Origin of the sequence: Paenibacillus sp. PAMC21692 (genome assembly GCF_014303795.1) — a bacterium.
Taxonomy (GTDB): domain Bacteria; phylum Bacillota; class Bacilli; order Paenibacillales; family Paenibacillaceae; genus Pristimantibacillus; species Pristimantibacillus agaridevorans.
This window is the reverse complement of record NZ_CP060293.1, coordinates 4,753,220-4,776,534: the sequence shown is the minus strand read 5'-3', so window position 1 is coordinate 4,776,534 and position 23,315 is coordinate 4,753,220. Positions and strand designations below refer to the sequence as shown.

The window sequence follows — 23,315 nt, the reverse complement described above, 5'->3', positions numbered from 1 at the left end:
CATGCTAATCAGAACGCCGATTCGTAATGTCGGTAATCGACGATCACGTAATGAGCGTCTAAAGTGACTGAAATGACGTCGAACCGCGTGCGGGCTTCCGGCATTCGATTCTGTCTCAGGTACATCTGAGCGACGAGCCGTACTTTCGCCTGCTTGCGATAGTCGACGGATTCCGCTGCCGTTCCGAACCGGGAGCCGCTTGCCTTGCTGCGGCTTCTGACTTCCACAAATACGATGCAATCGCCGCTTTTGGCAACGATATCGACTTCCCCGCTCCTGCAGCGCCAGTTGCGAGCGAGTATTTCACAGCCGGAGAGGCGGAGCCTGCGCTCCGCCTCTTCTTCTCCCAGCTTCCCTACTCTCAGTCGTTCAGTCGTCATGAAGGTATTCGCCCGCCCTTCGATCAGATTGGTATACGAAGCTTAAAATTTCCGCGACCAGCGTATAAAGCTCCGGAGGAATTGCTTGATCGATGTCCAGCTTGGACAATACTTCCACAAGCGAAGCGTCCTCCTGCACGGGCACCCCGTTTTCCTTCGCCTTCTCCAGAATCCGGTCCGCGATCTGGCCGGTGCCCTTAGCGACAAGCACGGGTGCATGTCCCTCTCCCGGCTCATATTTTAACGCTACCGCCTTCCGGGGCGGCGTACGCTTTATGTAGTCGTTCTGCTCCTTGCTCATGCCCGGTAATCGACTCCTTTATAACGCGCTGCGGTTAGCCACGCTTCGCTTGGCGGCGCCGCCGACTTGCTTCCCTTGGCTGAACCCGAAGCCGTTCCTGATTCGATCCCATCGGATTCGTTCCTCGCAAGCGGCTTCGTGCGTATCGACAACAGCTGGTATCCCATCTCGTTTAATCGCTCCGACAATGTTTCACGAGAGCCGTCAGTTAACTGAGCGATCGCAGGATGATCGTTCCAGAGCTGCAGACTGACAATCTTGTCGGTAATATGAACATCGACAAGCGTATCGCCCAGCGTATGCATAGACAGATTGAACAGAAGCCTGCAGTTGTCAGCATCCAGCTCTCCCCTACGCCCGCGCCGCGTCTGAATCTGAACGGATGCAGTCTGTTCTCCGCTGGCATCCTTTAGCGGAATGAACATCGTCACATGCGTAAATACGGAGTTATTGCGTTCAGGAGCCAGCAACAGCTGTTGGCCAGTAATTTGCCCAATAAGCTGCTGCGCGGTTTCCTTTACATGCGGAGGCGTATCGGCACCGCCAGCCAACAGCATGAGAGCGCTCTTGAGCGACTCCGTCCCTACTCCCCCGCTCGGAGGAGTTGAAGTCTGGCCTTGCGCCGGGACATTCAAATCATTGCCAATGGGACCGTCAGCCGCAAGCATGCCTGCTATTCGGGCTGCAACCGCAGCTCCTTGACCTTCAATTCTGACGGCAGCTGCTGTTTCCTGAGCTCCAGCAGGCAACTGCGTTCCAGCCAGAGTCTCTGCACCTGATCGTGACGTCATGGCTTGCTGCAACTGATTTGCCGTCTGGGGGACGGCCATATTTTGCGCCGTTGACTGCGTAGTCGTTGAGGGACCGCTCCCTGTAGGTGCAGTCGCCGCATTTCGGCCCGCTGCTGCGGCTTCCCCAGACGCTTGCCCTGTTCTTGCCGACACGGCATTGGCATCTCCGTCACCCGCTGCCAGGTTCTTTGAGCCAGGTGCAGCCGAAGCTTGACCATTCGTGTCCGTGGCCGCCTTCGCCAGCTGCAGCTCGTGATCAACGCCCATCCACTTCATCATCTGCCCCAGCCAGTTGTTTTGCGCCGTGCCTTGAGCTGCTCTAGCAGCCGCAGCTCCGCTATCCGCTTGCGCCGTCCTGCCATCGGCTCCGGAAGCGCCGTTCGCGCCTCCCTCTGCGGTCGCGGCTCCTTTGCCTGCGCTGCGTCCGTCGACGTGCAGCATCCCTCCATCCGCCACAGGCCGCCCCGAAGCATTGGAAGGCGTGGAACCTTGGGGAGAGAGCGCTTCATCCAGGAGCGACGCGCCTTGCTGCAGTAGCGCAAGAACCCGGGATGCCGCCGTCCGCGACTCGCTTCCGGCGCCCGTTTCCGGTATATCCCCGGAAGCAGTTGCACCCATCCCGGTTAATTGGCGCTGCAACTGATCAAGCAGCTCGTGAGCGGGCTTGCCGAACATAACCTGCTGAAGCGAAGATATGGTCGTCGCCGTCATTGGCATGCCGCGCTTGAAAGCCGTTGCGGCAGCCGTCATCCACTGCTCGGCATCGGCCCCTTTCGGCATAGCCTCGGCCGCTTGCTGGAACGCCATGGCCGTCGTTCGGTTGAAGGCGAACCCTTCTTGCCGTAAACCGCGAATCAATGCCAACGCCCATTTCTGATCCGGCAATCCAAGCAGCTTGGCATATTCTCTAAACGTATCGTCAAGAAGGCCGGATGAGTTGAGATCGACTGCTTTCAGCAATATGAGCGAACCGTTCGTTTCAGGCTGTACCTGAAGCATTGCAGATTGACCGGGCTGAAGCGCCATCTCCAGCTTCGCTCTCACCTGCACGCCGTTAATGCCTACGATGGCTTCGTTATTGTCAAGCGCCTGAAGAACGACGCCGCGTACGACCTGCCCGACTTTCAGCTCCATGGCACGGGTCTCGCCGCTCGTCACTTCTCCCAGCAACCCTCTCATCATTTGACTAATATTCACTCGCAACACCCCTTAAGTCATTCGCATCCGGTCATCCCGCATTATTCGATACCTTTATATCGGCGATAACCTTCTTTGGTTGAAGGGGAACCTCAATTTCCTCCATTACCCCGGAACGCAAATAACGCCAGAGATATCCCGAAGGCCGATAAAGCGACCCCTGCCCGGGATTCTCAAGCGTTATGAATGAAATAGATTATAATGCCGTCTGGAGAATTTCCTCGCCCAGCAGCTTCTTCAGGAACGTCCGCCGATGCAGCTCGCAAGGGCCGTACTGGAGCAGCTTCTCGCGATGCAGCTTCGTTGCATAACCTTTATGTATCGCAATTCCGTACTGCGGGTACAGCGCTTCCCATTCCGATAAGCAAAGCCGATCCCTCGTTACCTTCGCCATAATCGAAGCCGCGGCAATAGACTGACTGTTCGCGTCGCCCTTAACGATGGACTCCTGCGGCAGCGACAGATCCACGATCTCGGCATCTACCAGCAAATAATCGGCCGGCACGGCCAACGTTTCCACTGCAAGCTTCATCGCTAATCTGGAAGCCTGCTTGATGTTCAGCCGATCGATGGAAGCCGCGTCAACTCGCGCTACCGACCATGCGACGCTTTGCTCGGCGATGACATCATACAGCAGCTCCCGCTTTTTCTCGGAAAGCTTCTTGGAATCGTCGACTCCGTCGATGATGAGGCCTTGCGGCAGGATGACCGCCCCCGCGACCACGTCGCCGAACAGACAACCCCGCCCGACCTCGTCTACGCCGGCTATTGCCGAGAAGCCGTTGCCCCATGCCTGTTGCTCGTATTGCAGCATGTCGCATCTCCCCCCGTTTTCTTAACTTTGCCAAGCGGCCGAGCCAGCTTCACCCGCTCGACACGGCCGACTGGCATTTAAGCATCTGCATTTCAATCGGACTTATTGAACGACCTTTTAAGTTCGCGGCTCTCTGATCGGCATATCGTCGTAAGGAGCCTCTAGCGTAATTCTTCCCAGCTTGCCCGCCCTGAGGTCCCTCAAAATAATGCCGGACGCCTTCTCGAGATCGACTCTCCCGCCGCCCATGAGACATCCCCGTTTACGGCCGATGTCCTCCATTATGCGGACGATCTCCTCATTGTCCTCAAGATCAGCCGGCGGTTTCTCGAGACCATACCGCTCTTCCATGATGGGCCAGTATCGTCCCGCGAGCTCCTTCACCGCAAAATAAGCGATATCGTCCACGTTAAGAATCTGTTCCCGGATCGCTCCCGTCATCGCCAGCCTGTACCCGACAAGCTGATCCTCGAACTTCGGCCATAATATGCCCGGCGTATCCAGCAGCTCCATCTCGGATCCGACTTTAATCCATTGCTGTCCCTTCGTAACGCCGGGCTTGTCTCCGGTAGCCGCAATATTGCGTCCGGCCAACCGGTTAATAAGCGTCGACTTGCCGACGTTCGGGATGCCGACGATCAGTCCGCGCAGCGCGCGCGGATTGATTCCTTTGGCGATTTGACGCGCGATCTTGTCGTGCAAAATCTCCTTGGCCTTGACAGGGATCTCGTTGACACGGGTACCCGTTTGCGAATCAACGGAGACGCACTGGTGTCCCTCATGCGCGAAATAATCCATCCACTGCTCCGTTGTGCGCGGGTCGGCAAGATCGGATTTATTTAACACGATCAGCCGCGGCTTCCCATGCAAAATATCGTCGACCATCGGGTTCCGGCTTGATAGCGGGACCCTCGCATCCAGCAGTTCGATCGCGATATCGATCAGTTTTAACTTTTCTTGAATTTGCCGCTTGGCGCGGGTCATATGACCCGGGAACCATTGAATCGCCATGCTTTCACCTCGATTGCTTTCGCTTGCCTTAGTCTAGTATTTGTGCTTGATGAACTCCAGCTTGTTCAGAGGCCAGAAGATAACGTCCGCTCGGCCGACGATCTCGTCATCCTTTACAAAGCCGATCATCCGGCTGTCGGTGCTGTTGTCCCGATGATCGCCCATGGCGAATACCGCTCCCTCCGGTACCGTCATCTCGGTCACAGTATCATTAGGGAAATTATAACGCGGACCATTGCCATTATACATGCCGCCCGCCGCCTTTGCCGCTTCGATCGCTTCGGCAATATAAGGCTCTTCGACCTTTACGTCGTTAATATACAGATCGTCGCCTTCGACACGAATTTTGTCCCCGGATACGCCGATCACTCTTTTGATAAACTTGCGGCCTTGCTCTGGCACGTCAAACACGACAACCTCGCCAAACCTTGGCTCGCGGATCGAATATAAAATTTTGTTCACGATTAGGCGTTCGCCCGATTCGAAGTTTGGTTCCATGGAAGGACCATCTACAATAAATGGTTCGAATAGAAACATGCGAATGAAGAAGACCAGAACGACGGCGATGACCAGCGCCTTGATCCATTCTACGATTTCCTTCGATGCGCCGCCTTTTTTTGCTGACGCAGCTCCATGGCTTTTTGCCCGTTCAGGCATGCTCTCCGAGGCGGGCTGCCGCTCGTCCGACGAGCTGACGCCCGTATCCGTCTCCTTCATTCCATCGTCGTTGCGGTGCTGCGAATCCATCAGTTCAGCCTTCTTTCGTCTCTGAAGTTATGTATTCCTTCCCGTAGAAAACGAAAAGGAGCTTGTTTGCGCAAGCCCCTCTTGTCGTTTGATCTTAACGAATTTCTTTAATTCTAGCCGCTTTACCGCGCAGATTGCGGAGGTAGTACAGCTTAGCGCGACGCACTTTACCGCGACGTGCCACATCGATCTTGTCGATCTTCGGCGAATGAAGCGGGAACGTTCTCTCTACGCCTACGCCGTAAGAAATCTTGCGAACTGTAAAAGTTTCGCTGATTCCACCGCCGCGACGTTTGATAACGACGCCTTCGAACAGCTGGATACGCTCGCGCGAACCCTCGATAACCTTAACATGCACCTTCAGCGTGTCGCCTGGGCGAAAGTTAGGAAGATCTTTACGCAGTTGCTCTTGTGAAATTGCTTGTACGATATTCATTGATTGAGTTCACTCCTTCCACCATAGACGTTCATGTAAGCTCCTGGTTCCCTGGGAACCGATCTCCACTTATAGCGGACCGTCCGACTTTACGAACAACATTAGAAATTTTACCATAGTTAAATAGACAAATCAACCTATTTCTCATATGGCCTCTATCTAGTATACTGTATATGATTGGCAACGACAATAATCGACAAGGAGAAGTTATGTTGAACATCAAACAACGTATCTGCATCATTATGCTCATTCTTGCCATTCCGCTATCCGATTATACAGCCAGCGCAGCATCCTTCAACGATGTAGCACCTTCCTACTGGGCTAATTCATACATAGACTGGGCCGTTGACAGCGGCTTGGCTCAAGGTTATAAGGACGGGAGCTTCCGTCCGGACGATAAGGTGACCGAGATCGAGTTTCTTGCGATGATGCTCCGCGCTTACGGAAGCGTCACGCGCAAGGATGAACCGGCTTCCGACTGGAGCCGCAGCTATTACAACCACGCGGAACGTCTTGGATGGCCGGTGACCTTCAATAATCAGCGAGGGCAATTCAACCGGGGACAAGCAGCATTATTGATTGCAGCCGCCGCAAACGGCAAGTCGCATAAGAGGGACGAAGCTATTCAGTGGCTTCTGGATAGCGGTATCTCGCAAGGACGTTCGTCCCCAACGATTGCCGGATACGAAGCCGGCGGAGGCGTAAAAAGGGCGGAAGCGCTCACATTCGTCTATATAATGAAAGAAAAGGTCGCCGCATTATCAGACAAGCCGATCCAGAAGAGCTCCTCCGCCTCGCTTAATGGCATCTCGATTGGCGAAAACATCGGCGAGCTTCTGTACCGAATGGGCCAGCCCACTCGAATCGATGCCAGCGAATATGATTATGAATGGTATGTATATCGCAGCGATTATGCTGCGTACGCCATGTTCGGCGTTCGGAACGGCACGATAGCAGCTCTCTTCTCGAATGATGAAGGCGGTTGGCGAGATACTGGCGGCGCCAAGGTAGATATCAAGCTGGCCGCCATTAGCGCCTCGCTTCCCGCAAGCGTCAAGGCTATCGCCAAGCAAGCTGATCATTATTACGCTTATCGATCCGGCGGAATCCGGCACACGTTGTTTCTGGACAGCCATGAGGACAATCGGGTCGCGGCATTGCTCCTGCAGTCGGACAACTTTACAGCTCGCCAAATCTCCTTATACGGAGAAAAAGAACGCACGGCCATGGAGCAAGGAATGTTTGATATGGTCAATGCGGAGCGGGCTCAGAGGAGTATTGACCTATTGCAATGGGACAAACTCGCAGGATCCTCCTCTCGAGCCCATAGCATCGATATGATGAAGAACAACTACTTCAGCCATACGAATAAAAGCGGCAAATCGCCATTCGATCGAATGAAAAGCGTCGGCATCGCGTACACAAAAGCAGCGGAAAACTTGGCGGCAGGCTCGCCCAATAGCATATTCGCCCACTATATGCTGCTTAATTCCGAGAATCACCGGGAGAATCTCCTTAATAACCAATACACCCGACTTGGCGTCGGTGTCGCTTTCGGAGGATCCTACGGCACTTATTTTACGCAAAATTTTTATACGCCTTAAGGTGAAACGGCTATCGCAGCAGTCCTTTGGCTGCACAGAGCGTTTCGTTACGATAATTAAAGGTCAAGTATGGAGAGAACATATGCTTTCCTATAATTTAAAAACGAATAAGGGAATGCAGCCTCCGATCGGAAGCCGCATTCCCTTATTCCGTTTCATACTCAGTGCGTAATGCCTTTCTTTGCTCCTCCAGCCACAACCGCTCCTTTTTGCTTAGCTCCACCTTATCAAGAAGTTCGGGCCGGCGAATCAAAGTACGGAGCAACGATTGCTCGCGCCTCCAGCTGTCGATTCGGCCATGGTGACCGGATATCAGGACGTCAGGTACCGTCCATCCCCTGAATTCCGGCGGTCTCGTATAATGCGGATGCTCCAGCAAACCCGTGCTGTAGGAGTCCGTGACGGCGGAAGACTCGTTGCCCAGAACGCCAGGCAGCAAACGTACGACGCTGTCGATTACCGTCATTGCGGGAATTTCGCCGCCCGTCAGCACATAATCGCCGATCGACAACTCGTCCGTGACGAGATGCTCCCGGATTCGTTCGTCATAACCTTCGTAATGGCCGCAAATGAGTACGAGATGCCGCTCCCGCGATAGTTCCTCCGCCTTGCGCTGGGTAAACGTCTCGCCTTGCGGGCACATCAGGATGACCCTAGGAGCAACGTCTGGCTCGACCGCCAAATCTTCGACAGCCGCAAAGACGGGCTCGGGCTTCAGCACCATTCCGCCGCCGCCCCCATATGGATAGTCGTCTACCGTGTTATGTTTGTTGTTAGAGTAATTCCGGAAATTGACAGCTTGCAGCGATACAATGCCTTTCTCCTTCGCTTTTCCCAATATGCTCGCGCCGAACACGCCATCGAACATCTCGGGGAACAGCGTCAACACGTCAATTTTCATGAAATTAGATCAGCCCTTCCATCAGACGAACGGTAACAAGCTTGTCAGCCGGCTGAATTGTAAGCACAACATCGTCGATGACCGGAAGCAAGATCTCCTTCCTTTTCGGACCGGCGCCTTTCACAACCCATACATCATTCGCTCCAGGGCTCAGTATATCGGTAATTTCCCCAAGCTCTTCGCCCTCTTCCGTCACGACTCGGCAGCCGATGATTTCATGGTAATAATATTCGCCTTCCTCGAGCTTGCCTTGTTCCGCCTCCGCTATTTTGAGTGTCCAACCTTTGTAAGGTTCAATCTCATTTATATTATTAAATCCTTCGAGCTTCACAATATACACATTTTTCTGCAGCCTGGAGTTAGTCACCTTCACTTGCAGACTTTTGCCGTTCTCCTCGTTAACCAGCATCAGCTTGCTGCCTGGTGCGAACCGCTTCTCCGCAAAGTCCGTCTGCGGTAGCACCTTCACGTCGCCGCGAATGCCATGCGTGTTGACAAGCTTGCCGACTGTATACCATTTACCGTCCATGCCATCATTCCTTTTCCTAAACCATTTTGTATGTATTATAACACGTACAAGAGGGCCGGGACATTTGTCCCGACCCCCCTGCTTCGTGCCCCTTATGAGATGATGTCGACAATGACGCGCTTACTTGATTTCACCGAAGCAGAGGTCACGACCGTGCGCATCGCCTTGGCGATCCGCCCTTGTTTGCCGATGACCTTGCCAACATCCTCTGGATGAACGGAAAGCTCATAAGTCGTCGCGCGATCATCATCCTTGATGTGGATACGCACGTCGTCCGGATGATCCACCAAAGCCTTCGCAATGACAAGAATTAAATCTTTCATAACAAAGCCCTCCGCTTCTCTCTCCGATTATTTCTGTTGCTTCAGCTCATGGAATTTCTTAAGAACTCCAGCTTTGGAAAGCAAGTTGCGAACCGTGTCGGAAGCTTGCGCTCCTGTTTGCAGCCATTTAAGAGCTTTTTCCTCGTCGATGGATACTTGAGCCGGAACTGTAACCGGGTTGTAAGTACCGATCTCTTCAATAAAACGTCCGTCACGCGGCGAACGGGAATCCGATACAACTACGCGGTAGAATGGAGCTTTGTGAGCACCCATACGTTTCAAGCGAATACGTACTGCCATGATTAATTCACCTCCTTCGAGTAATCAATCCGGTTGCCGTTTAGAACGGGAACCGCATATTTTTGCCGAGCATGCCTTTCAGGCCCTTCTTGCCGCCCTTCAAGCCTTTGGGCCCCTTAGGTCCCATCATCCCCGAGAATTGTTTCATCATTTTGCGCATATCGTCGAACTGCTTGATCAAGCGGTTCACTTCCACGATCGTCGTGCCGCTGCCCGCCGCGACACGCTTGCGACGGCTGTGGTTCAACAGCTCCGGCTTCGCCTTCTCTTCCTTCGTCATGGAACGGACGATCGCTTCGACGCGGCCGATCTGCTTTTCATCGACCTTCATATCCTTCATGGCGCCCTTCATCTTGCCCATTCCGGGAAGCATATCCATGATCTGGTCGAGGGGCCCCAGCTTGCGGACCTGTTCCATTTGCTCCAGGAAGTCATCGAACGTGAACTCCGCGGTACGCATTTTGCGTTCCATCTCGGCAGCCTTCTCGGCGTCGATGTTCGATTGCGCCTTCTCGATAAGCGACAGCATGTCGCCCATGCCGAGAATACGAGATGCCATCCGCTCCGGATGGAACGGCTCCAGCGAATCGATCTTCTCGCCCATCGCCGCGAACTTGATCGGACGTCCCGTTACGGCTTTGACCGACAAGGCCGCGCCGCCGCGCGTATCTCCGTCCAGCTTGGTAAGAACAACGCCAGTTAGCTCCAGCTGTTCGTGAAAGCTCTGCGCCACGTTGACGGCATCTTGTCCCGTCATCGAGTCTACGACCAGCAGCACTTCATCCGGCTTGACGTTCCCATGGATTTGCTTAAGCTCCTCCATTAGCGTCTCGTCAATATGTAGACGGCCTGCGGTATCGATGATCACGTAATCATTGCCGTTTTCTCTGGCATGCTGCAAGCCTTGCTTCGCAATCTCGACCGGCGAAGTCTGGTCTCCCAACGCGAACACTGGCGCTTTAATCTGTTCGCCCAGCACTTGCAGCTGCTTGATCGCAGCAGGACGATAAATGTCGCACGCAACAAGAAGCGGCTTATGATTGCCCTTCTGAAGCAATTTCGCCAGCTTGCCGGACGTCGTCGTCTTGCCCGCGCCCTGCAGACCGACCATCATGATGACCGTCGGCGGTTTGTTTGCCTTGGCAAGCTTCGCCTGCGTGCCGCCCATCAGCTCCGTCAATTCTTTATTGACGATGTCGATGATCACCATGCCCGGCGTGAAGCTTTTCGATACATCCAGGCCGATGGCCCGCTCCTTAACCTTGGCAATAAAATCCTTAACGACCTTAAAGTTGACGTCGGCTTCCAGAAGGGCAAGCCGAACTTCGCGCATCGCGTCGTTGACATCGGCTTCCGATACTTTGCCTTTGCCTTTCAGCTTGCTGAACACATTTTGCAATCGGCTGCTTAAGCTCTCGAATGCTGCCACGAATCATCGCCTCCTTCTCTCGCCGTTTGTTCCGCGGTCTTGAGCCGCGCTATGACTGCCATCAGCTTGTTTCTATCCGATTCTTTCATTACGATCTCTTCGACGCCGCGTTCCAGCAGGTTCGCGGCTTCCATCAGGCGTTCATGCTTCTTGACCAACAGAAGCTTGTCCTCGTAATTTTCGAGTGCGCCTTCGGCACGTTTAATATTATCGTAGACGGCTTGCCGGCTAATGCCGAATTCCGACGCGATCTCTCCCAGGGAGAAATCATCGTGGTAATAATAAGCCAGTATCGTCCGTTGCTTTTCGGTCAGCAGGTTTTCGTAGAAGTCGAACAGCAAATTCACTCTCGTCGTCCGAGTCAAGGCATCCGATTGTTCTATCTCCATCGCCAAGCCTCCTCCCGCTGATCCAATCCCGACCCGTCAAGGCATTACCCTTTACAGATTGCTCAACGTCACTTATGATACACGATCGACTACGACACTGTCAAGTTTATTTCCTTGTCACTTCAACCGGCAAAAGAAAAAGGACGAATCGCCGCTTGCCGACGCCGTCCCTTCCCTGTCGCCCATTGTTACTCTCCGGTCGTTCCCGACTTCTCTTCTTCTTTGCCGATCAATCCGGCGAACAAAGCATGAACGAATTGCTCGGAATCGAATTGTTGCAAATCCCCCATTTTCTCGCCCAATCCGACCAGCTTAACCGGCAAGTTCATTTCATTGCGAATCGCAATGACGATACCGCCTTTGGCCGTGCCGTCCAGCTTCGTAAGCACAAGTCCCGTTACGCCGCTTTTCTCTCCGAACAGCTTGGCCTGGCTAAGCGCGTTTTGGCCTGTCGTTGCGTCCAGCACAAGCAATACCTCATGAGGAGCTTCGGGCAATTCCCGCTGAATGACGCGGAAAATTTTGTTAAGCTCTTCCATGAGATTCGTCTTATTCTGAAGGCGGCCGGCGGTATCGCAAAGCAGTACGTCCACTTTGCGCTGCTTGGCCGCCTGGACCGCGTCGAACATAACGGCGGCCGGATCGGAGCCGGACGATTGTTTAATAACGTCGACGCCTACGCGCTGCCCCCAAACCTCGAGCTGCTCGATTGCGCCGGCGCGGAACGTATCTCCCGCGGCCATAAGCACCTTTTTGCCTTCGCTCTTGAACTTGTGCGCCAGCTTGCCGATCGTTGTCGTCTTGCCGACGCCGTTGACTCCGACGAACAGGATGACCGTAATTTGACCCTCGGGGGCCATGCGCAGCTCCGCGTGGTCGTCTCCCTTAAGCAAGCCGATCAGCTTCTCGGAGAGAATCGGCTGCAGGTCGGCCGCTTGTTCGATTTTGCGTTTTTTCACCTCGGCGCGCAGATCGTCGATCAGCGTCATGACCGTGTTCACGCCAACATCGGCGCCGATCAGAATTTCTTCAAGCTCTTCGTAGAACTCTTCGTCGATTTTTTTGCGCCGGGTAATAAGCTCCTCGACCTTCTCCACGAACGCGGTCCGCGTCTTGGACAGGCCTTCCTTGAAGACGTTCGTTACCGCTTCCGTCTTGGCCGCGATGCTTTCCTTCAGTTTCTTAAAAAAACTCATACGTTCCGTCCCCCATCCTGCCATTCGTTGTCTATTGTTTTATGCCGAGTTTAAGCCGACACCGGTTCTTCGTCTTCTCCGTCCTCTTCCAGCCTCACCGAAACGAGCTTGGACACGCCACCTTCTTCCATCGTCACGCCGTAAAGGACGTCGGCTTCTTCCATCGTGCCTTTGCGGTGCGTAACCACGATAAATTGGGTGAGCCCGGAGAACTCGCGCAGATACTGCGCGAATCTTGCCACATTGGCCTCGTCCAGCGCCGCCTCAACCTCATCGAGCACGCAGAACGGCACAGGTTTGACCTGCAAAATGGCAAACAACAGCGCGATCGCTGTAAGAGCGCGCTCTCCGCCGGAGAGCAACTGCAGATTTTGCAGTTTTTTGCCCGGTGGCTGAGCGACGATGTCGATCCCCGTATCCAGCACCCGATCCGGATCCACGAGCACGAGATCGGCGCGTCCGCCGCCGAACAGCTTGCCAAACACGACGACAAAATGTTTGCGGATCGCCTCGAACGTCGTCCGGAACCGCTTGGACATCTCGTCGTCCATCTCTTTGATAACCTGGTAAAGCGCCGTTTTCGCGTCGATCAAGTCGTTTTTCTGTTCGGAGAGGAACTCGTAACGTTCCTTTACGCGCTCGTATTCTTCGATGGCGCCCAAATTGACCTCGCCAAGCGACGATATTTTGCGCTTTAACTCGCGCACTTCTACCTGCGTTCCCTGCACATCCTCCGGCACCGGATATTGCTCCTTGGCCAACTCGTAGCTCAACTCGTACTCCTCGCTAAGCTTGCGCAGCAGATTGTCCAGCTCCACGTCCTGCCGGTTCAGCGCAATCTCCGTCTGACGCATGGCATCCTCGACGACGCGCAGTTGAGCGCGCTGCTCTTTCGTCTCGCTCTCGCCTTTGTCGAGCTCCGTAATCCGATGCGCGCGGGCAGCGCGTTTAAGATCCGTCTGTTCCGCGCAACTCGTCTTCTTAATGCGCAGGTCGTTGAGCTGAGCAATCTGCGCCACGCTTTCTTCGCTGTGACGGACCAGTTCTTCTTCCTGCTGAGCGGATACCGAACGCAGATTGGCGAGCTCTTGCTTCGCCCGGCCAATATCGCTGCGCACGCGGTTCGCCTGATCTTCGAAGCTCATCTTCTCCTGGTCGGTCTTGGCGACGGCAATCTTTAGATCCGTTAATTGAACCTGGAGCTCTTCCTTGGCGGATTCGCTCGCCTTGCGCCGCTCCTCCGCCAGTCGGATCGCTTCCTGCAATCTCGCCTCGTCATTTACAAGGCCCTCCAGCCGCTCTTCCGCTTCCTTCGCCATCTTGCTGAGCTGCTCGCGTTCATTCGACTGCGACGTCAGCTCGGAAGCGGACACGGAGCGCTGCTCCGTAAGCAGCTTCTCCTCCGACTTCACTTGCTGAAGCTCGGATCGAATGCCCTGCTCGTCAATCCGGCATTTCTCCGCTTGCGCGCGAAGCTCTTCCACGTTCTGCGAACGGATTGACTGCTCTTTGCGCAGATCGCTTAATTTCGCCTTCAACTGCGCCACCGTTGTCTCCGCTTCCTTGATCTCGGCATTAAGCGATTCGATCTGACGGCCGCGACCGAGCAGACTCGCCCCGCGCTTCTGCAGACTGCCGCCCGTCATGGAACCGCCGGCATTAACGACGTCTCCTTCCAGCGTAACGACACGGTATCGGTATTGACATCTTGATGCTATCCGGTTCGCCTGCTCCAGCGTCTCCGCAAGCAGAACGTTGCCGAGAAGATTGTTTACGATCGCCTGGTAACGCTCGTCGCAGCCCACCAATTCCGCCGCGACTCCTACGAACCCATCCTCTGATTGGAAGGATCGTTTGTCATGCTCGGGCACCATTCGGCCGCGAATGACATCCAACGGCAAGAATGTTGCCCGCCCCAGCTGACGCTGCTTCAGGAAACCGATCGCCGCACGCGCCGAAAGTTCGTCTTCCATGACGATATGCTGAAGCGCCCCTCCGAGGGCGGTCTCCACCGCAACCTCGATGCGTTGAGGCACGCGAATCAGCTCCGCAACGGCGCCATGGACGCCGGCTATGCCGCCGGAACCGCGACGCGCGGCTTTAAGCACTTCCTTAACGCCTTGCATAAAGCCGTCCAGCGCGTCTTGCATTTCCTTCATCGTATCGCGTCTGGAAATATGGCTGTCCAGCCGCTGCTCCCACTTCCGGATCGCTGCCATAACTTCATCCAGGCCAGACGCAACGGCTTTACTGCCTTCCGTCTCTTCAAGCATGCGGTTTCTCGCATTCTCGAGTGCCGTCAGCGTGGATTGGAGTCCTTTCTCCAGCACCGCCTTACGCTCCTCCAGCCGTGCTTGTTGCTCCGTCCACTTGGATTCGTCGTCGTTTAACCTCTCCATCCGACGTTGCAGCGTTTCTTGTTGCTGAGCGGCATACCTGATTTCATTGCGCGTCTGCGCCATTGCGCTCAGTACGTCAAGCAGTTCGCTCTTAAGCTTCTCTTCGGCATCGACAACCGCACCGCCTGCTACGCCAAGGAGATTCGATTCCTCGGCCGCGAGCTTAACGCGAAGATCCGCCAGAGAAAGCTCCAGCGCTGCCGCTTTGCTGCGAAAATCCGCCTCTTCCTGGGTCAGAGCGACGATTCTGGCATCCTGTACCGCGATCGACTCTTCCAATCCGCGTTTGTTGTTTTCCAGGTTGCGCTTGCGCTCCTTAAGCACCTCGCCGTAGCCCTCGCATTTCTCCACGTCTTCGCTTAGCTGAAGCATAGAAGCATGCAGCTCGTCCAATTGAAGCTCTATATCCCGCAATTGTTGCCGGTCTTGCTCCAGATGCGCATCATGCTTGCTGACGACCGTGGACAGCTTAAGCTGCTCTTCCTGCAGCTTCTCCAGCTTGTCCGTCGCTTCCGACCAGGCGCGGTGCACCGTCTCGATATTATGTACATACATCGAAATTTCTTTGGTCTTCAGCTCTTCTTTCAGCGCCTTGAAGTGGACGGCTTTCTCCGACTGCTTGCGCAGCGGCTCCACCTGATCCTCCAGCTCCGATACAAGGTCGTGAATGCGGAGCAGATTCTGCTCCGTCTCGTCGAGCTTCTTCTGCGCTTCCCGCTTGCGCGACTTGTACTTCACGATGCCGGAAGCTTCCTCGAAGATGCCGCGGCGATCCTCGGAGCGAGTGCTCAGAATTTCTTCGATACGGCCTTGTCCGATAATGGAATAAGCTTCTTTGCCGATGCCAGTATCCATGAAAAGCTCTGTTATATCCTTTAATCTGCATGGCTGCTTGTTAATCAAATATTCGCTGTCGCCGCTCCGGTGTACCCGGCGCGTGACCGTTACTTCATTATATTCCAGCGGGAGAGCCCCGTCCCCATTGTCCAGCGTCAACGAAACCTCGCTGTAGTTGACCGCTTTGCGCGCGTCGCTGCCGGCGAAGATAATGTCTTCCATCTTGCCGCCGCGAAGACTCTTCGCGCTTTGCTCGCCGAGCACCCAACGGATGCCGTCGGAGATATTGCTTTTGCCCGAGCCGTTCGGTCCGACAACCGCCGTAATGCCGGTGACGAATTCCATCTCCGTCTTATCGGCGAAGGACTTAAAGCCCGCTAATTCAATCCGTTTCAGAAACATGACTTGGGTTTCACCTCACCCCACATTGTAACATATTTTCATGAATTGCGTTACTCATTTCCGGCCCCGTCAAGCCCCTTTTCGGGTCAATTGCCGTCTGCGAAAATTCGCTGACATCAACAAACCGCCGGATCGCTGCGATCCGGCGGTTTGTCCTACAACTATGCATCCACACGACATAGAAAAACGTCAGCCATTTACTTGTCCGCATCCAGTGCCAGCCCGTTCCACGCTTCGGCGGCGGAGCGCTGCTCGGCTTCCTTTTTGGTGCGGCCGGCTCCGAGACCGTAACGTTCCTCGCCCAAGTACACCTCGACGATGAACTCCCGGTCGTGGGCGGGTCCGCGTTCCTCGACGACCCGGTATTCCACCGGTCCGAGACCGTAATGCTGCGCGCGCTCCTGCAGCTTTGACTTCGCGTCCTTCATCAGCAGACCGAAGTCGCCCGACTCGATATGCGGGAACATATGCTCCGACAGGAAGTCGCGTGTCCGCTCGATGCCGAAGTCCAGAAAGATCGCGCCAACGAATGATTCGAACAAGTCGGCAAGCAGCGCCTGCCGCTGACGCCCGCCGAGCTGCTCCTCGCCCCGGCCGAGCAGAACATGCTTGCCAAGCTCCAGTCGTTCGGCGAACATGGCCAGCGACGGCTCGCAAACAACGGAAGCCCGCATCCGTGTCAGCTCACCCTCAGGACGCTTGGGGTATGTAGAGAACAGATACTCCGATACAAGCAATTGCAAGACGGCGTCGCCGAGAAATTCCAGCCGCTCATTGTCCTGTACGGAGCCGCGCTTATGTTCGTTGACATACGACGTGTGGGTAAATGCCTGTCTTAGCAGCCTGCTGCGTTTGAAATCGAGCTGCAGCTTTCGCTGCAGCTCGTCAAAATTATCATGCTTCATACGCCTTCATCACAATCGTGGCATTATGCCCGCCGAAGCCGAACGAATTGGACAGCGCCTTACGGACATTCGCCTTGCGCGGCTTGTTCGGAACGTAGTCCAGATCCAGCTCCGGATCCTGATTGTCCAAGTTGATGGTCGGAGCGATGACGCCATTTTGCAGCGTTAGCGCCAAAATAACGGCTTCTACTCCCCCTGCTGCGCCGAGCAGATGGCCCGTCATGGACTTCGTCGAGCTGACGGCCAGCTTGTACGCATGATCGCCGAAAGTCTTCTTGATCGCAGTTGTCTCCGAGCGGTCGCCAACCGGTGTCGATGTTCCGTGTGCGTTAATGTAATCGACCTCTGACGGCTCGATCCCGGCATCGCGCAGCGCCTTGACCATACAGCGCGCAGCGCCGTCCGGATCCGGCTCCGTCATATGATGAGCGTCGCCGCTCATGCCATAACCGATCACTTCCGCGTAGATCTTCGCTCCGCGAGCCTTCGCATGCTCCAGCGATTCCAGCACGAGCACGCCGGCTCCTTCACCCATTACAAAGCCGTCCCGATCGACATCGAACGGCCGGCTCGCCTTCTCGGGCTCATCGTTGCGAGTCGACATCGCGCGCATGGAGCAGAAGCCCGCCATGCCCGTCGGGCGAATCGTCGCTTCCGCGCCGCCGGCGATCATCACGTCAGCGTCGCCTCTCTGGATCAATTTGTAAGAGTCTCCGATGGAATGGGTGCCGGTCGCGCAAGCCGTTACCGCCGTGCTGTTGGGCCCCTTAGCTCCCGTCAACATGGATACCTGGCCGGAAGCCATGTTCGCGATCATCATTGGGATGAAGAACGGGCTCACTCGCTTGGGTCCCTTCTCCAGAAGCACATTATGCTGATCCTCCCAAGTGCCCAGACCGCCGATGCCGGAACCGATCATCACGCCCACGCGTTCGGCGTCGGCGTTAACCCCGATATCCAGACCGGAATTCTCAACGGCCAGCTTGCTCGCCACGGATGCAAACTGCACGAAGCGGTCCATCCTGCGCGCTTCCTTGCGATCAATGCCGTAATCCTCCGGATTGAAGTTTTTCACTTCTGCGGCGATTCGAGTCGGATATTCGGAGAAGTCAAACGCTTCAACGACGGATACGCCCGATTTGCCTTCCAGCAGGTTGTTCCAGAATTGTTCGATGTCAGAACCGAGCGAGGTCATTACCCCCATGCCCGTCACGACTACTCTATGTTTCATTCCATTCACCTCAGCAACAGACATATCACGGCATCTCGGCCGTGTAATACTATATAAATAGCGATTAAGCTACATTGTAGCGGTTAAGGCGATACGAACGCCTCTTGGGCAGTACGGTTCGGTTCATAAGCCAGTGACGATAAAAGCGCTTAACATGGAAGAGAAGTCCCGCTCCTTGAAACGGGACTTGTCCATCCTTAGGTATGAGATTGTATGTAAGTTACAACTTCTCCCACCGTCGTGATTTTCTCTGCATCTTCGTCAGAGATTTCCATATCAAACTCGTCTTCCAGCTCCATGACCAATTCTACTACGTCAAGAGAGTCAGCGCCGAGGTCATCTTTAAAGGAAGCTTCGAGCGTGACTTCTGCTTCGTCTACGCCAAGGCGGTCGATGACAATACGTTTAACGCGATCTACTACTTCGGACATCCGGTTCACCTCCTCCACCGTATTATACGAGAATTACATGCAAAATACCATCTTTACCTTACCAAGGTTGTTCAAAAAGTCCGCTTCCCATTACGAAGTAACTCTAGAAGTCTGCTCGACGTCGAATATTGAATTTAGCCGAACTCTCTTACATGTACATGCCGCCGTCTATATGGACGGTTTGGCCGGTCATGTATGCCGCGGCATCGGAAGCCAGAAATCTTACCGCGTTCGCGATATCGGCTGGATCGCCGAGGCGCGCCAGCGGAATTTGGCCGGACAGGGCTGTCTTCGTCTCCTCCGGCAGCTTGTCCGTCATATCCGTCTGGATAAAGCCCGGAGCCACGCAGTTCACCGTAATGCCGCGCGATGAAAGCTCGCGAGCGCTGGCTTTCGTCAGACCGATGACGCCGGCCTTCGCAGCTACATAATTGGCTTGACCGGGATTGCCCAGTACCCCGACAACGGACGAAATATTGATGATCCGGCCGGAACGTTGCTTCATCATATGGCGGGTTACAGCCTTCACGCCGTTAAAGACGCCTTTGAGGTTCGTCTCGATGACTTCATCGAACTCCTCTTCCTTCATGCGCATAATTAAATTATCTCTTGTAATGCCCGCGTTATTCACCAGAATGTCGAGTCCGCCAAGCTGCTCGATCGTGTCTTTGACCATGGTATCGAACTCGCCTGATTTGCCGACATTTGCTTTTACAATGATTGCGCGGCGCCCCAATTCCTCTATCGCCTTCGCCGTCTCGGCTGCGGCAGCTTCGCTGCCGGAATAGTTGACAGCCACGTCGGCGCCAGCCTCGGCCAGCGCGATCGCGATCGCTCGTCCGATTCCGCGGGAAGCACCTGTTACGAGCGCTTTTTTGCCCTCCAGGCTTGCAAATACCGTCATACCTTTCCCCTCCTTTAACGAATTCAACATCTATCCTGAGCGAGCGCTCATCGTTATGATTGGTTCAATTGAATATCCTCTTGAAGTGCTTCTAGCGATGTCAGGCTGTTTACGGATAATACGCGCACGCCGCGGTCGATCTTCTTGATCAAACCCGCCAGCACCGTGCCGGAGCCGATCTCGACGAAAGTGTCAACGCCTTGGTCGATCAGATAACGAACGCTGTCCTCCCACAAGACGGGAGAATAAACTTGCTCCACGAGCAAATGACGGATGTCAGCCGCTGCCGTTACCGCTGTAGCCGTCACGTTCGCGACGACCGGCACAGCCGCGTCGTTTAGCGCGATACCGGCAAGTTTCTCGCCGAGACGCTCCGCCGCAGGTTTCATGAGCGAGGAATGGAAGGGTCCGCTTACTTCCAGCGGAATGACGCGCTTGGCGCCGGCTTCCTTGCCGCGTTCCACAACCGCTTGCACGCCGGCCGCGGTTCCGGAAATTACAATCTGACCCGGGCAATTGATATTGGCCAGCTCAACAGCCGTACCGCTTGCCGTAACGTCACCGCACAGCTTCGCCAGATCCTCGCGTTCGCCGCCAAGAACGGCCGCCATTGCGCCAAGTCCGCCAGGAACGGCATGCTCCATGTATTCTCCTCGTGCGCGTACGGTCGAAACCGCGTCCTCGAAGCCGATAACGCCGGCTGCGACCAATGCGCTGTATTCGCCCAGACTATGACCTGCCACGTAATCCGGCGCAAGTCCGCTTTCCTTCAGCAGCTCCAGATAGGCAACGCTGACCGTCAACAATGCAGGCTGCGTATTGGCCGTCTGTTTCAGCACTTCTTCGGGTCCCTCAAAAATCATTTTCGTCAGATCGAAGCCCAGCGCCTCGTTCGCTCTCTCGAACACGGAACGCGCCGCTTCATTCGCCTCGAAGGCGTCCTTGCCCATTCCCACTGCCTGGGCGCCTTGCCCAGGAAACACAAACGCAGTTTTCCCCATGACTGTTCCCCCCATGACAGATCTATATCATTACCAAATAAGGACGGATGAACCCCATGTCAAGCCGCCTCCGAACCCGACGAGCACCATGCAATCGCCTGGTTTGACGCGGTCTTGCTCCACGGCTTCCGCCAGCGCAACAGGAATCGATGCGGCGGACATATTGCCGTACTTGTCGAGATTGATCATTGCTTTCTCCTCCGGCAAGTTCAGCCGGTTAAGGGCGGATTGGATGATACGAATATTTGCTTGATGCGGGACGAGCAGATCGACGTCTTCCTTGGTCTTCCCAGCCTTCGCCAGCGCGTCCTCGGCCGCGCTGCCCATAATGCGCACCGCAAACTTGAATACATCATTGCCCGCCATATAAATATAATGCTGCTTCTCTTCAATAGAAGCTGCGGATGCGGGCAGACGCGAGCCTCCGCCTCCGACCTTAAGCAGCTCTCCTCCGCTTCCGTCGGCTCCAAGCTCGAACGACAGGAATCCGCGTCCTTGTTCTACGGGACCCAACACGACGGCGCCGGCGCCATCGCCGAACAGGATACAAGTATTGCGATCGCTGTAATCGGTGATGCGGGACAACGTCTCCGCGCCAACGACGAGCACATGCTTGTACATGCCCGTTGCGATCATGTTCGTGGCTGTTGCCAATCCGTAGATAAAGCCGGAGCATGCAGCCGACAAGTCGAACGCTGCAGCCTTCTTGGCGCCCAGTTTGTTCTGCAGCAGGCACGCAGTGGACGGAAAGAACATGTCGGGCGTGATCGTCGCCACGAGAATCAGATCCAATTCCTCCGCTGTGACTCCAGCCGCAGCTATTGCGCGCTTGGCCGCTTCGTAAGCGAGATCGGACGTCGCTTCCGCAACGTCTGCGATGCGACGCTCGCGAATGCCCGTCCGCGTAACGATCCACTCGTCGTTCGTTTCCACCATTTGTTCCAATTCATGATTCGTAAGAATACGCTCGGGCACGTATTTGCCCGTGCCGATAATGCCGACAGGCTGCAAACTCATCGTACACACTCACTTCCCGTTGATTTCTGCGGTAATCGAGTCGATTAACTTCGCTTGTAGGGCGACTCTCGCCTGACGGACCGCGTTTTTGACCGCTACGACATCAGATGATCCATGGCATTTCACTACAAGTCCATTAAGGCCGAGCAGTGGGGCTCCTCCATGTTCCTTGTAATCCATTTTCTTCTTAAGCTGCTTCAACCTCGGCAGCATGATCGCAGCTGCCACTTTCGTCAATAACGATTGTCCAAACGCATCCTTTAGCGATGTAAAGATGGTTCCAGCTGCGCCCTCCATCGCCTTAAGCATGATATTGCCCGCGAAGCCGTCGCAGATCAGCACGTCGCAGTTGCGGTTAAGCACATCGCGTGCCTCCACGTTGCCGATGAAGTTAATGGGGGCTTTCTCCAGCAATTCGAACGTCGCCTTGGAAATTTCGTTGCCCTTCATCGCTTCCGTTCCGACGTTCAGGAGCCCGACCCTAGGCTTATCCATTCCATGCACCTTGGCTCGGTAGATGCTGCCCATTATGGCGTACTGGAGCAAATGCTCCGGCTTCGCATCCATGTTGGCGCCTAGATCGAGCGCCAGTACGCCCTTGTCGTCCATCGTGGGCATCATGGGCGCCAGCGCCGGCCGTTCAATTCCTTCCATGCGGCCTACAACAAGCAATCCGGTAGCCATCAGCGCGCCGGTATTGCCTGCGGACAACATCGCCTCGGCATGCCCTTCCTTCACGAGCGTTCCCGCGACCACCATGGAAGCGCCTTTTTTTCTGCGCACCGCGCGAACGGGTTCGTCATCTGGACCTATTACGTCATCCGCGTGGTGTATCGTCACGTTGCCTAGCTTGGTCCCTCCGAACAGCGGCTCAATCGCCGCCGTATCTCCGACCAGCAGCAGCTCCGTATCCGGCCACTCCGCGGCGGCTTCGAGCGCACCCTTTACGATTAGATCCGGCGCGTGGTCCCCGCCCATGGCATCAATCGCGATTCGCATGGTCCTCGCCCCCTTTATCCTCTGAATTTCCTGCTGATCTGAAAATGACGAAATTGCCTTGGAACACCATTTCGTCCCCTACATAAGTAAACAGCTCCACCTTCGACTTGCTCCGTTCACCGGAGATGGAACGGACATATGCCTTCGCGATGCACTTCTCGCCCAGCCGCACGGGGCGGACGAAGCGGATATCCGCTGTCACCGTCAACGCGATGGCGTCATTGATCACCGCTACGGCCAGCGAATTCGCTTGAGCGAACACATGATGTCCGCGGGCGATGGACGTCCTGGAAAAGACATGTTCCTCGCGAATTTCGAAGATCGAGATGCCGCTCTTATCGAGCTCCAGATCTACGATCTCCCCGATCACCTCGTGCAAAGGCAGCGACTTGACGGAATCATAGGAACGCTCCGCCATCAGCTTCATCCGTTCCCTGAGCTCGGGAATGCCAAGCTCCATTCGGTCTAGCCTGATCGTCTGGATACTCACCTTGAGCAGACGAGTCAATTCCCTGTCCGTAATAAAGGGATTCTCATCTATATATTGAGACAGCTGCTGATGCCGCTGCCGTTTGGGCATTCGTTCCATGATCGGCACCGCCTCTCGCGCTTCTTAATGTTATATGTATAGGAGCTCATTTTATCACCTGGTACTAAAACAGTATATAAAAAAAACTCGTCCCGCGCAATGCGAATGACAAAAACCTCCTGATCCAGATCTTCACGGAGGATGGAACAGACCTGCACGAGCGCAAGGCGAAACCGGTTGACGCCGTCCTCTGAGGAGCAACGCGATTCAATCGGAGTTCAAAAAAATAGCATCTCATCAAAGATGAGATGC

24 protein-coding genes are annotated in these 23,315 nt (G+C 55.0%); 1 reads left to right on the top strand and 23 read right to left on the bottom strand.

Features of this window, described 5'->3' with window-relative positions; translation table 11 throughout:
* Window positions 1-8: 8 nt before the first annotated feature.
* The 7 genes from H7F31_RS19060 to rplS all read right to left on the bottom strand — a co-directional run bounded on the left by H7F31_RS19060 (window position 9) and on the right by rplS (window position 5,677).
* Window positions 9-380, bottom strand: a complete 372-nt coding sequence (locus H7F31_RS19060) for a YraN family protein (RefSeq protein WP_187100070.1) — start codon at window positions 378-380, stop codon at window positions 9-11.
* On the bottom strand, window positions 370-681 hold the full coding sequence (locus H7F31_RS19055; RefSeq protein WP_187100069.1) for an EscU/YscU/HrcU family type III secretion system export apparatus switch protein: 312 nt from the start codon (window positions 679-681) through the stop codon (window positions 370-372). Before H7F31_RS19055 ends, H7F31_RS19060 begins: the two co-directional genes overlap by 11 nt.
* On the bottom strand, window positions 678-2,669 hold the full coding sequence (locus H7F31_RS19050) for a flagellar hook-length control protein FliK (RefSeq protein WP_187100068.1): 1,992 nt from the start codon (window positions 2,667-2,669) through the stop codon (window positions 678-680). Before H7F31_RS19050 ends, H7F31_RS19055 begins: the two co-directional genes overlap by 4 nt.
* 196 nt (window positions 2,670-2,865) lie before the next feature.
* Window positions 2,866-3,483 carry a ribonuclease HII gene (locus H7F31_RS19045; RefSeq protein WP_187100067.1) on the bottom strand — a complete coding sequence of 206 codons (618 nt, stop codon included), beginning with the start codon at window positions 3,481-3,483 and terminating at the stop codon, window positions 2,866-2,868.
* Window positions 3,484-3,600: 117 nt separating this feature from the next.
* Entirely contained in the window at window positions 3,601-4,494 is an 894-nt protein-coding gene (gene ylqF / locus H7F31_RS19040; RefSeq protein ID WP_187100066.1) for a ribosome biogenesis GTPase YlqF, read from the bottom strand.
* A gap of 33 nt (window positions 4,495-4,527) precedes the next feature.
* Window positions 4,528-5,151, bottom strand: coding sequence for a signal peptidase I (gene lepB, locus H7F31_RS19035; protein WP_246608816.1), 624 nt, complete (start codon window positions 5,149-5,151; stop codon window positions 4,528-4,530).
* A gap of 184 nt (window positions 5,152-5,335) precedes the next feature.
* Window positions 5,336-5,677: a 50S ribosomal protein L19 gene (rplS, locus tag H7F31_RS19030; protein WP_087572621.1), complete on the bottom strand. Its 342-nt coding sequence runs from the start codon at window positions 5,675-5,677 to the stop codon at window positions 5,336-5,338.
* Between the two features lie 212 nt (window positions 5,678-5,889).
* Here rplS and H7F31_RS19025 point away from each other — a divergent pair, with 212 nt between their 5' ends.
* Window positions 5,890-7,281 carry a CAP domain-containing protein gene (locus H7F31_RS19025; RefSeq protein ID WP_187100065.1) on the top strand — a complete coding sequence of 464 codons (1,392 nt, stop codon included), beginning with the start codon at window positions 5,890-5,892 and terminating at the stop codon, window positions 7,279-7,281.
* 145 nt (window positions 7,282-7,426) lie between these two features.
* Here the strand turns inward: H7F31_RS19025 and trmD are convergent, their stop codons facing one another.
* The 16 genes from trmD to fapR all read right to left on the bottom strand — a co-directional run bounded on the left by trmD (window position 7,427) and on the right by fapR (window position 23,054).
* On the bottom strand, window positions 7,427-8,182 hold the full coding sequence (gene trmD / locus H7F31_RS19020) for a tRNA (guanosine(37)-N1)-methyltransferase TrmD (RefSeq protein WP_087572619.1): 756 nt from the start codon (window positions 8,180-8,182) through the stop codon (window positions 7,427-7,429).
* 4 nt (window positions 8,183-8,186) lie between these two features.
* A complete protein-coding gene (gene rimM, locus H7F31_RS19015; RefSeq protein ID WP_187100064.1) occupies window positions 8,187-8,711 on the bottom strand; it encodes a ribosome maturation factor RimM in 525 nt (174 codons plus the stop codon).
* 92 nt (window positions 8,712-8,803) lie between these two features.
* Entirely contained in the window at window positions 8,804-9,034 is a 231-nt protein-coding gene (locus H7F31_RS19010) for a KH domain-containing protein (protein ID WP_087572617.1), read from the bottom strand.
* A 27-nt stretch (window positions 9,035-9,061) separates the two neighbouring features.
* The gene (gene rpsP / locus H7F31_RS19005) at window positions 9,062-9,334 is read right to left on the bottom strand and encodes a 30S ribosomal protein S16 (RefSeq protein WP_087572616.1); all 273 of its coding nucleotides are present in this window, start codon (window positions 9,332-9,334) and stop codon (window positions 9,062-9,064) included.
* A gap of 40 nt (window positions 9,335-9,374) precedes the next feature.
* Window positions 9,375-10,763 (bottom strand): signal recognition particle protein, encoded by a 1,389-nt coding sequence (gene ffh, locus H7F31_RS19000; RefSeq protein ID WP_087572615.1) that lies wholly within the window; start codon window positions 10,761-10,763, stop codon window positions 9,375-9,377.
* Window positions 10,742-11,152 (bottom strand): putative DNA-binding protein, encoded by a 411-nt coding sequence (locus H7F31_RS18995; protein ID WP_397372625.1) that lies wholly within the window; start codon window positions 11,150-11,152, stop codon window positions 10,742-10,744. Before H7F31_RS18995 ends, ffh begins: the two co-directional genes overlap by 22 nt.
* 188 nt (window positions 11,153-11,340) lie before the next feature.
* Window positions 11,341-12,348: a signal recognition particle-docking protein FtsY gene (gene ftsY / locus H7F31_RS18990; protein WP_187100063.1), complete on the bottom strand. Its 1,008-nt coding sequence runs from the start codon at window positions 12,346-12,348 to the stop codon at window positions 11,341-11,343.
* 50 nt (window positions 12,349-12,398) lie between these two features.
* On the bottom strand, window positions 12,399-15,986 hold the full coding sequence (gene smc, locus H7F31_RS18985) for a chromosome segregation protein SMC (protein WP_187100062.1): 3,588 nt from the start codon (window positions 15,984-15,986) through the stop codon (window positions 12,399-12,401).
* A gap of 197 nt (window positions 15,987-16,183) precedes the next feature.
* Entirely contained in the window at window positions 16,184-16,891 is a 708-nt protein-coding gene (gene rnc / locus H7F31_RS18980) for a ribonuclease III (protein WP_087572612.1), read from the bottom strand.
* Window positions 16,881-18,122, bottom strand: coding sequence for a beta-ketoacyl-ACP synthase II (gene fabF / locus H7F31_RS18975; RefSeq protein WP_187100061.1), 1,242 nt, complete (start codon window positions 18,120-18,122; stop codon window positions 16,881-16,883). The genes rnc and fabF overlap by 11 nt, the downstream gene beginning before the upstream one ends.
* A 197-nt stretch (window positions 18,123-18,319) precedes the next feature.
* Complete coding sequence (gene acpP, locus H7F31_RS18970; protein ID WP_087572610.1) at window positions 18,320-18,553, bottom strand: acyl carrier protein; 234 nt, start codon at window positions 18,551-18,553, stop codon at window positions 18,320-18,322.
* A gap of 148 nt (window positions 18,554-18,701) precedes the next feature.
* A complete protein-coding gene (gene fabG, locus H7F31_RS18965; RefSeq protein ID WP_187100060.1) occupies window positions 18,702-19,457 on the bottom strand; it encodes a 3-oxoacyl-[acyl-carrier-protein] reductase in 756 nt (251 codons plus the stop codon).
* Window positions 19,458-19,510: 53 nt separating this feature from the next.
* The gene (fabD, locus tag H7F31_RS18960) at window positions 19,511-20,458 is read right to left on the bottom strand and encodes an ACP S-malonyltransferase (protein WP_187100059.1); all 948 of its coding nucleotides are present in this window, start codon (window positions 20,456-20,458) and stop codon (window positions 19,511-19,513) included.
* Window positions 20,459-20,488: 30 nt separating this feature from the next.
* Complete coding sequence (locus H7F31_RS18955) at window positions 20,489-21,475, bottom strand: beta-ketoacyl-ACP synthase III (RefSeq protein WP_087572607.1); 987 nt, start codon at window positions 21,473-21,475, stop codon at window positions 20,489-20,491.
* A 9-nt stretch (window positions 21,476-21,484) separates the two neighbouring features.
* Entirely contained in the window at window positions 21,485-22,474 is a 990-nt protein-coding gene (gene plsX / locus H7F31_RS18950) for a phosphate acyltransferase PlsX (RefSeq protein ID WP_187100058.1), read from the bottom strand.
* The gene (fapR, locus tag H7F31_RS18945) at window positions 22,458-23,054 is read right to left on the bottom strand and encodes a transcription factor FapR (protein WP_179215988.1); all 597 of its coding nucleotides are present in this window, start codon (window positions 23,052-23,054) and stop codon (window positions 22,458-22,460) included. Before fapR ends, plsX begins: the two co-directional genes overlap by 17 nt.
* Window positions 23,055-23,315: the final 261 nt, after the last annotated feature.